Source organism: Candidatus Phytoplasma gossypii (assembly GCF_030586975.1).
Classification (GTDB): Bacteria; Bacillota_I; Bacilli_A; order Acholeplasmatales; family Acholeplasmataceae; genus Phytoplasma; species Phytoplasma citri.
On sequence record NZ_JAOSIT010000016.1, the window covers coordinates 1 to 12,845 of the forward strand.

Sequence of the window (12,845 nt, forward strand, 5' to 3'; positions counted from 1 at the left end):
TTCGCCCTATAAGAGTCATTAACTCTCTTCTCGGTAAGCCGATTAACTAAATTATTCCAAATTTAGGTTTACCCTTACGACTACTAAAAAGATGCTTTATCCTTGACCATCCGGGCTTTTATTTCCGAATTAGTAAATTTAATTACTTGGTTTTAGGATTCTCCAAGTTACCCTAAATTTCTACCTTAATTCTTTAGGGGAAGTATCCTCTTTAGGAGGCTGATTCCAGGTTTTCTTATGTGATAAACTACTCAATACAGAATTTGTATATTAGTAGTCTCTGGACTGTCCGTTTAAGCAACTTCCGGGACAGGTTATGCTATTACATCAATTTTCCTTCTTAGGCCATTCCAGGCTTCTCCATAGAATTATTTGGTGGCGAAGTCTTTTTGACTAATTTGCTTTCGTCGCAACCCGCTTTTATGGTCTGCTGTAATTTGACATTCTTTCGTTTGTCAAACCGACCATCTCCTTTCAGAGTTTATCAGCTCTGGCTATTGGTTAGATAGCACGAAATTTAGGCCTCTTTGGCGCCCAATCCCAAACATCTAACTTCTAAAAATACTTATATCAATATATATCCATATAAATATAATCGTTAAATAGTAAATCATAATTATCTTTTGTAATTATCAAATATATTTTGAATAATTTTTTTTATTTTAGAAATAATTTTATTTATTTGAGCAATTCAAAAATGAAACCAAGATGAATTAGTTTTTGATTTTTGATTTAATTTATCTAATTCTTCCAATTGTTGAAAAAGTTTTTTTTGAGTATTCGATAAATTTTGTGGTGTATAAATTTTAATAATAACATAATGATCGCCTAAACTAGAAGGAGCATTCACATAAGGAACACCTTTATTTTTTAATCTAAATTTAGTATCAGTTTGTGTACCAGCAGGAACTTTTAATTTAACATCACCATGAATAGTATCAACATTAATAATTGTACCTAAAGCTGCTTGGTAAAAATTAATTAATACCGAAGAAAAAATATCATTATCTTTACGCTGAAAAATCTTATGAGATTGAACCTCGATATCCACATACAAATCCCCACTAGGTGTTCCTAAAGGCCCTTGATGTCCTTGATTTGGAGATTTTAATGTCATGCCACTTTCAACTCCGGCAGGTATATTTAAAGTCACTTTATGCTTACTTTTTACTAGGCCCATACCTTGGCAAAAAACACATTTATCTAAAATAATTTTTTTTTGACCACTACACTCAGGGCAAACTTGTTTTGAAACACTTACAAACCAACCTTGTTGAGTATAAGAAATGTAACCAGAACCTTTACAAACGTGACACACCCTAATATCATTTTTTGTTTTAGCTCCTGTACCATTACATTTTTCACAATGCTCTTTAACATAAAATTCAATTGATTTTTGAGTACCTAAAACAGCTTCCATAAAACTAATAGTTATTTTTATATTATGATCTTCACCTTTAGAAGTTTGACGATTACTTTTTCTACGACCGAAAAAACTCGAAAAAATATCTTCAAATTCATCAAAATTAGCACTTTGAAAACCTTGAAAATCACTATTAAAGCCTTGATTATTAAAACTATGGCCCATTCGATCATACTGAGCTCGTTTATCGGTATCACTCAACACTTCAAAAGCTTCTTGTATTTCTTTAAATTTAGCATCAGCATTAGCTTCTTTACAACGATCAGGATGATATTTTTTAGCAAGACTTCGATAAGCTCGTTTAATATCATCCAAATTAGCATCACGTGATAATCCTAAAACTTCGTAATAGTCTTTTTTTTGTTTCAAAATAAAACTCCTCGTTGTAACACAATAGATAAAATTTAATAAATAAACCAAAAAAAGTTATTAAGATCTTTTTTTGGCTCTTTATTAAATTTATTATTAATTGTTTATATTATTTTTTATCTTCAAACTCGGCATCTACTACTTTATCTTCTGACTTAGCAGCTTCTTCAGTAGTATCTTGATTTTGATTTTCTTTATTGGTTTGTTGTTGTGCTTTTTGATAAGCTTTTACAGCTAGTTGTTGCGAAGCTTTTTCTAAAATACTTAATTTTTCTTTAATAGAATCATAATCATCACCTTTTAAAGCTTGTTCTAAATCTTGAATTTTAGATTCAATATCATTCTTTTCTTGTTCTTCAACAGAATCTTTCAAAGATTCTAAAGTTTGACGAGTTTGGGAAATAAAATTATCCGCATCATTACGTAATACAATACGTTCTTTTTGAAGTTTATCTGTTTCTGCATTTTTTTCAGCATCTTTTATCATTTTTTGAATTTCTTCTTCGCTTAAACCACTACCTCCTGAAACAGTAATACTATGTTTGCGATTAGTACCTAAATCTTTAGCGGAAACAGAAACAATACCATTTACATCAATATCAAAAGTAACTTCGATTTGAGGAATACCTTTTGGAGCAGGAGGAATACCTGTTAATTGAAAACTACCTAATAATTGATTATCTTTAGCTAATGCTCTTTCCCCTTGTAACACATTAATATCAACAGAAGATTGATTAGCTACCGCAGTAGAAAAAATTTGAGATTTTGATGTTGGTATAGTAGTATTACGTTCGATTAATTTAGTAAATATACCACCTAAAGTTTCAATACCTAAAGATAAAGGAGTTACATCTAATAAAACAATATCTTGAACATCGCCTCTTAAAATTCCTCCTTGAATAGCTGCTCCTAAAGCAACAGCTTCATCAGGATTAACACTTTTATTCAACTGTTTATTTCCTAATTCTTTAGTAACTAATTCTTGAATAGCTGGAATTCTTGTAGAACCACCCACCAAAATAACTTGATCAATTTGTGATACTTGCAATTTAGCATCTTTTAAAACTTGTCTTAAAGGAGTTACACAACGATTTACTAAAGTTTTAGTTATTTCATTAAATTTAGTTCTTGTTAGGGTATATTCTAAATGTAAAGGTGTTTGATTAGCGGACATAGTAATAAAAGGAAGCGATATAACTGTAGATACAACATTACTTAATTCTTTTTTAGCCATTTCAGCAGCTTCTCTTAAACGTTGCAAAGCAGTTAAATCTTTATTTTGTTTCAAATCAATTCCATTTGCTTCGCGAAAAATTTCAACTAAAAAATCTACGATAGCATCATCAAAATTATCACCACCTAATACATTATCACCTGCAGTAGCTAAAACTTGAAAATTACCTTCTGCAATATTTAAAATAGAAACATCAAAAGTACCTCCGCCTAAATCGAATACTAAAATATTTTGTTCTTTTTGAGTGTTCTTATCTAATCCGTAAGATAAAGCTGCTGCTGTAGGCTCATTTATAATTCTTTTCACTTCTAAACCAGCAATTTTACCAGCATCTTTAGTAGCTTGTCTTTGAGCATCATTAAAATAAGCAGGGACAGTAATAACAGCTTCTGTTACTTTTGTTCCCAAATAATCTTCAGCTTGTTTTTTTAAATTTTGCAAAATAATAGCACTAATTTCTTGAGGAGTATATTTTTTACCATTATACTCTTTATAGTAACCTTTTTTACCCATTTCTCTTTTAATCGAAAGAATAGTATTAGGATTAGTAACCATTTGACGTTTTGCGGCTTTACCGACAATAATTTCGTCTCCTTTAAAAGCTACAACAGAAGGTGTAGTTCTATCGCCTTCAGAATTAGTAATTACCTTCGGTTGCCCATTTTCCATACAAGCAACACAAGAATTTGTAGTACCTAAATCTATTCCTATGATTGGACTTAAATTTGTATTTTTTTTAGTCATTATTTTTATCACTCCATTCATTTACTCTTACCATAGCTGGTTTTATAACTAAATCTTTATACAAAAAACCTTTTTGTAAAACTGAAATATTAATACCATTAGGTTGTTTTGGATCTGATATTTTTTCTAAAGCATAATGAAAATTCGGATCAAATTTAACACCTAAAGCTTTAATTTCCTCAACACCCTCCTTTTGTAAAATATCTTTAACTTGTTTATGAATCATTTTGAAACCTAATAAAAAAGATTTAACAGATTCATCTACATTAGGCATTTCTAAAACCTTTTCGAATTGCTCTAAAGGAACTAAAATATTTTTAATAAAATCTGTTAGAGCGTATTTGATTTCTCTATTTGTTTGAACAGTAATACGTTTTTTAAAATTATCAAAATCAGCTAAATATTTCAAATTATCATTTGTTCTTTGTTGATTTACTTCTTGTAAATCTCGTTTAAGATCAAAATTTTCTTTTTGTAAAGAATTTACTTGTTGTTGTAATGTTTGTAAATCTTTTTCATTTGAAATAAATTTCTTTGATTCAAAATTCGTAATAGTATCTTCATTATTTTCTTTATTACTACAACTACAATTCGAGTTAGAAGTTTCTTTTTTGTTTACATTAATATCTGAAGATACACCATCGGAAGAAATTTTATTTGATTGGGTATTTTCTTCTTGGCAAGAACAATTATTTTTATTTATATTTTTATTGTTATTTTTTTTATCATTATTAAGATTTTGTTTTAAATGTTCTTCAGAATGCATAAATTTTCAAATTAAACTCCTTATTCTAAAAATTTAATTTTTACTGATTAATATTGTTTACGAAATTCTTCCCAACTATCAGGAATTAAATTTGTTTTACTATAAAAAGTTTGAGACAAATTTACAGCTAAATATTCTAAAATAGGAATAACTTCTGGATAAGCCATAGTCATCGGTCCTAAAACCGCAATAAACATTTTTTGATCAGGAAATTTCTTAATTTCGCAAGGAATAGAGATAATAGCGAATTTATGACAAGATATCCAACGTATTCGATTATTAAATTTAAAAATATATTTATGAGCATCAAATAACATTTCGTTTAATTTATTAGTATCTAAAATGTGCAAAATTTCTTTCATAGTATTACTATCAGCCCAACCAAAATTATTAATTAAATTATTAATACCATAAATATGTGAATTATTCGAGTTAAAACTATAAAAAATCTCTATTAATATATTAATTAATTTATCAAATAAACGTGAATTGCAAAAATTATTTTCAATATTTCTTTCTTGCAAAATTTTAATAGATTCACACAAATATTTATCGAATAATTTATTATTTAGAATAAAAATGATATCCTGCAAATTTTTAAAATTAAAACTATTACAAGATTCTAAAAAAATACTTTGATAACGTACTTGACCATGATTAGTAATTATCAATAAAATAGCTTTGTCCGGACTTAAAAAAAATACATCAATTTTAGCTACTTTGTGAGTAGTTAAAGCGTTAGGAAAGGCTAAAATCACAAGATAGCGAGTCAAATTCCCCAATAAAGTTAAAGCTTCTTTAATAATAGTTTCTGTATTAAAATTTTTATTTTTAAAAATATTTTCAAATAACGAAATTTGTTGCAAAATATCATGATTACGTGTAATCAAATGATTAAAATAAAAAACATATCCTTTTAAAGAAGGAATTCTGCCGCTAGATATGTGAGTTTTACATATATAACCTTTTTTTTCTAGTTGAGCCATATCATAACGAATTGTGGCACTGGAATATTTTAAATAAGATAAACATGATAAAAATTTTGAACTAATAGGTTGTTGATGTGCCGAATGATGCTCAATAATAGCTTTTAAAATTAATCTTTCTCTATTCGAAATCAATTTTTAAATCCTTGAAAAAAATATAATTTTTCATCACCATAAAGTTTATCTTCTATTCTTTTAAATAAAAATCCCTAACCTCTTGATAATTTAATTATTAATACTTAACTAAAATTACTATCAAGAATAATTTAAAACCGCGAACTAATTATTACTTTAATTTTTTGGAATAATATATTTTAAATTAAAAAAATAAAAATAAATAAAAAACAAATTTACATCATATCATTTAAGATATTATTGATTATTATCGATTAATCAAAATTTAGACTATTTTTTATATAAAATAAAATAAAGAAAATCATTTTAACACTTTGTATAGCCATAATTTTAATAAATTAGCACTCATCAATCATGACTGCTAAGATTATTTTATCTAATTAAATAACTGCTTGTCAAGTATTTATCGATGAAAATAATTCATTTCATAACAAAAATAAAATAATCTAGCACTCAATTATCATGACTGCTAAATTTATTCTATTATTTTTAAAAAATTATGTCAAGCATGTAAAAACATATTTCTTAAAAATTTTTATTATATAATAATAAATGTATCTTATGAAATCGAGTAAAATAATATTTACTTCAAATTTGCTAACCAATTTATAATTAAATAACAATTTTAATGATAATTGAAGAAAAGGTTTAATTTAAAATATATAAATAACATGAATATTTTTCGTATAAATAAAAAAAATTATTTATTAATCTCAATTCATTTATTAATTTTAATAGTTTGTGCATTTTATTATTATAATTATAAACAAACATTAATTTCGGCTACCGATAACATATTAGTTAAATATGCAAATTCCAACAACAATAACGACAATGTTATTAATAAAGAAAAGAAAAATAAATACACAATTATTAAAGATATACAAAATAAATTAAAAAAAATATTTGACAAATCACAAATTAATAATAATATTTTTCCCAAAATCAAAAAATATGATTTTCATAAAGGCGAAACAGTTTATGGTTTTACATTGGATATTGATGAAAATATTAAACCTTTTCAAGAAGGTATTATAAGCGAAGAATATGAACAAAATCAATCAAATGATCTATCTATTTCTATTAAAGGCAAAAATAATAAAATTTTTTTCAATGAAGAAGGTGAATTTATTGGAATTTCATACCCTAAACAATCTCAAAAAATGGAAATAAATTACATTATTCCTTCAAATAGTATTTACAATTTTTGTCAAATATTAAATAAACATTATAACTGCTTAAGTCAAAATATTTTGGATACCGAATATGAAGATGATACATCTTATTCATATAATTTATATGATTACTACGAAAGTACAACAGATGAAGATGATAATATATCTGATTCCGAAATTTCAAAAACACCTGAAACCAGAAATAAAAAAAAATTAAGATATTTAATACCTTTAGAAATCAAATCAGAAACAAATAATCCAGAACAAAATATAAAATTATTTATTAAATTAAATAAAAATGGAAAATTTAACGGTTTAATACAAAAACTAGATAATGAATATATAGATGTCTCAATACCTTTTTTTAGTTTCTTTAAATTGAATTATATAGACGAAAATGCTATAAAAGAACCGAAAAATCCACCATATCCTGAAACTTTCATAGAAAATATATCAAAAATAACTTTTTCAATTGAATTTACAAATTTTTTAGGTTCAGGTTTTGTTTATAAAATTGAACAGATTCCCAACACTAAGAATTATAAATACTATATACTTACTAATACTCATGTTTTATTACCAGCTGAAAAAGAAAATGCTAAAATTAAAATTTATAATTCTTATTTTAACTCTCACAAAGATGCAGAAATTTTTACTATTATTGATAATTCTGAAGGTTTTGATGATATAGGTATATTAACTTTTACAGATAACAATCAGAAAAAATATCAAGAAATTGAAAAAATTCTCAAAATAGCTTTTCCAGATAAATTTATAAAACCTGAAATTCAACAAACAGTTTATAGTATGGGGTCTCAAGAATCATTTAAGTCAGAAAATTTATTCTTGCCAAAATCAAACGAACAACACACAAGATCCATAAAAAGAAATTTATTAAAAAAAGGAGATATCACCCAATTAAATGAAGCTATTATTTCTTTTAATATAGAAATAGATCATGGAAATAGCGGAGGTCCTGTTTTTGATGAAACAGGACAAATTATTGGTATGAATCGTAATACTATCAATAATCCTATAGCAACAGATAATTTTTCACATGCTATTAATATTTTGCACATTCAAAAAAGACTAGAAGAAATTTTTTCCCAACATCAAAACAATCCTAACAATATAAAAACAATAACTTCTTTAAATAGTGAAAAACATAAAAATTATCTAATACAAAAAATTACTAATTTTAAACAAAATTTTAATAATCTTGAAATTAATCAAGATCAGGAAACACCAAATATTATATTTTCTATAGATGAATTAACTGATTTAACTAATAAAAAACCTATTTCATTCCCCTTATTAAAAAATTATCCCAATAAATCAAAAATAAAATTAAAAATTAAATTAGTTTATAATTATCACCAACAACAAATACTATTGATAGATCCGCAAAAAGAATATATCGAATTATATGCTGATATTGACAATAAAAATAAATCAAAAATTAATCTAAAAATAATTAGAAAAAATAAAAATAATAAAATTATTGATTTATTACAATATTCTTTAGACAATCATCATTATTTATCTAATAAAGACAGCGCTTTTATATCTTTAAAATTTATTGATTTAACCAAAACTTCTATTCATACTACAAAACAAAAAATTATGGATTCTTTAATTGTTTGGCACCAAGATAATCAAATAAGTGGTAATGGAATCATCTTTAATAAAGCAAAAACTAAAGATAATCAATATATATATTATGTTTTATCTACTTATGAAGAAGAATCTGACAATATTTTAATGAACTTATATAATTTTTTATATAAAAGACTTTTGCAAGATAAAAACGAAATCATTATATACAATTCAGATCAAGAAATTTATAAAAAGGAAGAGGGTACGATACATAATATTTTTCCCAACGAAAATAACCTTATCTTAATGACCTTTAAATCTTCAGAAAATTATCCGGTAGTCCCATTTAAAAAAACTTCAGACCTTAGAGTAGGCGAAGATATCTATTATCTTACAAATTTAGATAATTATGATCATAATCCTCAAATGTTTAAAAGTCAAATAAGTAGCATAATAAATAAAAATAGTAATTTTGTATTCGATTCTGTATTTAATTTAAAAGAAAAAATTAAAAATATAAATTTTATATGTTTTGATAATGAAGGTAATTTTATAGGTATTAATTTTTTTAAAAATTCAAATATAAATATACCAGAAAACTTTATTCAAGCTAAATTAATATCTGACGTTCATTTAAAAAAATTATTCAAAAATAGTATCTTTAAAGAAAATTTAAATATATTGATTTCTGTAACATTTATATTTATACTCATGATAATCATATCTATTAAATTGTATCCAATAATTTTGGAATATAATAAATATAAATCATTAAATTAACATTTTCAATTACTTATTATATGTCACAATTATAATAAAGAATTAATAATATTAGTTACTTCATGATTAATTTGTGAAGTTTTTTTTTCTTTATAATCTGAATAAGAAAGATGATGATGTATAAATATTTCTACTTTTTTCCTTCTAAACCAACATTTATGACGCATATTATGAATTCCTTTACAAGTTATAGGTAAAATATCAGCTTGATTTTGGATAGAAATTTTATAAGCACCATCTAAAGAGTGATTGATATTATCGGAAATAGAATTAATAATACCTCCCTCTGGAAAAACTAACACAGCTAGTTTATGTTGAATTATTTCTTTAGCTTTTTCGAGAGATTTTAAATTATCTCTACTATTACTTCTATTAATTTTAATACAATGAGTAGCATCAAAACAAAACCTTAAAAACCAACCATACCAAAAATTATTATAAAGTTCATCTTTAGGAGTAAAAGTAATAGGACGAGGGAATATAGAAGCTATTATAAAAGGATCAAAATTACTTTTATGATTGGTATAAACAACTAAACGATTATTAAAAGGAATTAAATGATAATTATAAACTGAAACTTTAATACAAAAAAAACGAACAATTAATTTCGAAAAACTTTGAACTATTTTTAAATGATAAATATTGTTTATAGATTTGTTTTTAATATATCCTAAACTTAATAATAATAATAATAAATTGGTTAACCAAGATATTAAAATAGCGCAAATAAAACCAATAAAAATACCAATTATTTTTATAGGAAAAATCATAATAAAATAATACCAGCAAATCAAAAAAATTATTATAAAAATAAAACTAAACATATTTTTTTTCGCATTTCTTTAAAAATAAATTAATAAGTTAAAAAAAATATAAATGTATATGAAAATAAATTTACATTCATTTATTAAAAAAACATTTATAAATTTAGTTTGTTATTATCAAAATAATCTAATTATTAAGCTATTTTGATTATTTTTTTACAAACTTTAGATTATAATTATTTCAAAATTATTTCAAAAATAAATAATAACAAAATTATCATAATTTTTATTATTTTCAATTTTTTTATTAAAAGTAAATAATTATTTTAAATTTTATTTAAATTCAACACAAAAGAGGATTTTATTATGATAGAACATTATACTTTAAAACAATTATTTAAATCTTTATTTATTTTTCTGGGTCGTATAATAAAATATTTAATTATTTGTTATTTTACTAACTTAATTTCATTATTTTTATTTTCATGGATTCATAGCATCATTATAGATGTACATTTTTATCTTTCTAAAGCTATTTCATTTCTTCAAATAATTAAAAATGCTGTAAATTTAAGAAGTAAATTGCAAACCTTTTTCTTTAAAACTTTACTTTTCTTCTATATATAGTATTCACTATTTAAATACATACAAGAAACTCCCAACCACTCCAGCATGCTATACAAAATGTTTAAAAGAAGTATAGGTACTAAAGAAGCGACAAAAAAACCGAAAAACCCCCCTATTATTTTTCCAACAATGCTGGAAAAAATATTAATAAAAAAACGCCAAACTACAAAAAAAATTATCACAAATAAAAAATCAAATACCTGCATTAAAATTAACCCCTTTATAAAAACAAAAATATAATATTAATTAATATCTGGAAATTAGATATTATCTACAATCTTGAATTTTACAAATACATTAAATAACTTTTATCCAACCTTTAAAATCATAACTCATTATTTCAAAAATAATTACAAATAATTATTTACTTTATTATAATAAGTAGCAAAAATTAATTCTTCTATAATACGATATTCTTTTAAAATATATTTATCTAAATTTAAATACGGGAAATAAATATTTCCCGAAAAACGCCGCAAGATATAAGTTAAATACAATATATTTACATAAGGCAAAGCTAATTGATAAATTTGCCTACCTCCAATCACGAAAATTGATTTTGATGTTTTATGAAAATTTTGTAAAAAAAAATTAACATCATCAACTTGTTGAATAGAAATATCATCACGATGATATAGGGACGAAATATTAGAAAAAGAAGTGGTAGCCAAGTAGATTGATTTAAAAGGAAATTTTTTATTTTTATAATAAGAACATAAAGATTGATATGTTTTTAAACCCACTAATACTCTTTGATTAGTCACTTTTCTTTTAAAACAAGCTAAATCTTGAGGATAATGCCAAGGTATTTTTTTATCATTACCAATCAAAAAGTTACCATCTACGGCTGCTATTAAACTAATCATACTGCTATTTCTCCTTTTAAAGTTTCGTGTGCATCATAATTATGCAAACAAATATCTTTAATAGTAAAATCTTCGATACAATGAATATTTTTATTTAAAGTAATATAAGGTAATAATTTAGGAGAACGTTTTAATTGAATTTTAATTTGAGGCATGTGATTAAGATAAATATGAGCGTCTCCTAAATTATAAATTAATTCATAAGCCTGTAAATTAGTAATATGAGCGATTAAATATAATAACAAACTATAACTGCTAATATTGAAAGGGATTCCTAAAAATACATCTGCGCTTCTTTGAAAAACTTGTAAAGATAATTTATTTTCTTCGACATAAAACTGCATTAATATATGACAGGGAGGTAAAATCATTTGAGATATTTCCGGAGGATTCCAAGCAGAAATAATTAAACGCCGCGAATAAGGATTAAATTTAATATCACTAATTACTTGTTTTAATTGATCAATTCCTGCAAAATCACGCCATTGCTTTCCGTAAATCGGTCCAAGATTTCCATATTTTTTAGCAAAATTTTCATCTTCTTTAATTTTATTTATAAATTCCGATAAAGTTTCGTTTTTAAAAAAAGATGAGTTACGATATTGTTCGTAAGGCCATTCATTCCAAATATTAACTTTATTTTCCACCAAATAACGAATATTAGTATCTCCTTTAATAAACCATAATAATTCATGTATCACCAGATTAAAATTAATTTTTTTTGTCGTTAATAAAGGAAACCCTTGGGTCAAATTAAAACGCATATGATAACCGAAAATACTTTTAGTTAAAACTTTAGTACGATTATCACGTATATTACCATATTTTAAAATAGTACGACATAAATTTAAATATTTTTTCATATTAATAACACATTTAACCTTTTGCTCGAAATCACATTTTTATAAATTAAATATTTTATGATTTTATATTTTATTTTCAAAAAAATTATGTTATGAAATAATAAAATATTTATTTATATAAAATTAATGGCGGAGGAAGAGGGATTCGAACCCTCGCATCTAATAAGATCTACACGCTTTCCAAGCGAGCCCCTTTAACCAAACTTGGGTATTCCTCCGAAATAATCCTCTTTATTAATTGAAAATTTTTTCAAAAAAAATTATAAAACATTCTTCATTATAAAAAACTTATAAACAAATTTTCTAGTACTAAGATTATCCTAATCGAGAACTAACTTTGTATCAAATCAATCATTATCTTATATGATAGATTATCGAATAGGGTAAATTATAAATAGCTAATTAACCGCGAGGGGAAATTAGTTCTCGAGAGAGAGTAAATTATTGAAAGCCGGATGCTTGGAAACTTGCTTGTCCGGTTTGGACGGGGGCTGATTGTAAATAAAATGGCAAATAC

General features: G+C 24.4%; 8 protein-coding genes and 1 tRNA gene. 1 reads left to right on the forward strand and 8 read right to left on the reverse strand.

Annotated elements, in window-relative coordinates; all coding sequences use genetic code 11:
- Positions 1 to 691: 691 nt before the first annotated feature.
- The 4 genes from dnaJ to hrcA form a co-directional block, all read right to left on the reverse strand.
- The gene (gene dnaJ, locus OC698_RS01755; RefSeq protein ID WP_304513014.1) at positions 692 to 1,792 is read right to left on the reverse strand and encodes a molecular chaperone DnaJ; all 1,101 of its coding nucleotides are present in this window, start codon (positions 1,790 to 1,792) and stop codon (positions 692 to 694) included.
- A 109-nt stretch (positions 1,793 to 1,901) separates the two neighbouring features.
- A complete protein-coding gene (gene dnaK, locus OC698_RS01760; protein WP_304513015.1) occupies positions 1,902 to 3,770 on the reverse strand; it encodes a molecular chaperone DnaK in 1,869 nt (622 codons plus the stop codon).
- Positions 3,763 to 4,536, reverse strand: a complete 774-nt coding sequence (locus OC698_RS01765; RefSeq protein WP_304513016.1) for a nucleotide exchange factor GrpE — start codon at positions 4,534 to 4,536, stop codon at positions 3,763 to 3,765. Before OC698_RS01765 ends, dnaK begins: the two co-directional genes overlap by 8 nt.
- 47 nt (positions 4,537 to 4,583) lie before the next feature.
- Positions 4,584 to 5,657: a heat-inducible transcriptional repressor HrcA gene (gene hrcA, locus OC698_RS01770; RefSeq protein WP_304513017.1), complete on the reverse strand. Its 1,074-nt coding sequence runs from the start codon at positions 5,655 to 5,657 to the stop codon at positions 4,584 to 4,586.
- 671 nt (positions 5,658 to 6,328) lie between these two features.
- Between hrcA and OC698_RS01775 the strand changes: the two genes are divergently transcribed.
- Positions 6,329 to 9,208: a S1 family peptidase gene (locus tag OC698_RS01775; RefSeq protein WP_304513018.1), complete on the forward strand. Its 2,880-nt coding sequence runs from the start codon at positions 6,329 to 6,331 to the stop codon at positions 9,206 to 9,208.
- 29 nt (positions 9,209 to 9,237) lie between these two features.
- On the opposite strand, the gene OC698_RS01780 is transcribed toward OC698_RS01775, so the two are convergent.
- From OC698_RS01780 to OC698_RS01795, 4 genes are all read right to left on the reverse strand, one after another.
- Positions 9,238 to 9,978, reverse strand: a complete 741-nt coding sequence (locus OC698_RS01780; RefSeq protein ID WP_304513019.1) for a lysophospholipid acyltransferase family protein — start codon at positions 9,976 to 9,978, stop codon at positions 9,238 to 9,240.
- Positions 9,979 to 10,949: 971 nt separating this feature from the next.
- Positions 10,950 to 11,465, reverse strand: coding sequence for a dihydrofolate reductase (locus OC698_RS01785; RefSeq protein WP_304513020.1), 516 nt, complete (start codon positions 11,463 to 11,465; stop codon positions 10,950 to 10,952).
- The gene (locus tag OC698_RS01790; protein ID WP_304513021.1) at positions 11,462 to 12,328 is read right to left on the reverse strand and encodes a thymidylate synthase; all 867 of its coding nucleotides are present in this window, start codon (positions 12,326 to 12,328) and stop codon (positions 11,462 to 11,464) included. The genes OC698_RS01785 and OC698_RS01790 overlap by 4 nt, the downstream gene beginning before the upstream one ends.
- Before the next feature lie 127 nt (positions 12,329 to 12,455).
- Positions 12,456 to 12,546 (reverse strand) — tRNA-Ser (locus OC698_RS01795).
- Positions 12,547 to 12,845 lie beyond the last annotated feature (299 nt).

Coding starts and splice junctions, on each gene's coding strand:
- OC698_RS01790 (WP_304513021.1), bottom strand. CDS start 12,328: ATGAAAAAATATTTAAATTTATGTCGTACTATTTTAAAATATGGTAAT.
- OC698_RS01785 (WP_304513020.1), bottom strand. CDS start 11,465: ATGATTAGTTTAATAGCAGCCGTAGATGGTAACTTTTTGATTGGTAAT.
- dnaK (WP_304513015.1), bottom strand. CDS start 3,770: ATGACTAAAAAAAATACAAATTTAAGTCCAATCATAGGAATAGATTTA.
- OC698_RS01775 (WP_304513018.1), top strand. CDS start 6,329: ATGAATATTTTTCGTATAAATAAAAAAAATTATTTATTAATCTCAATT.
- OC698_RS01780 (WP_304513019.1), bottom strand. CDS start 9,978: ATGATTTTTCCTATAAAAATAATTGGTATTTTTATTGGTTTTATTTGC.
- OC698_RS01765 (WP_304513016.1), bottom strand. CDS start 4,536: ATGCATTCTGAAGAACATTTAAAACAAAATCTTAATAATGATAAAAAA.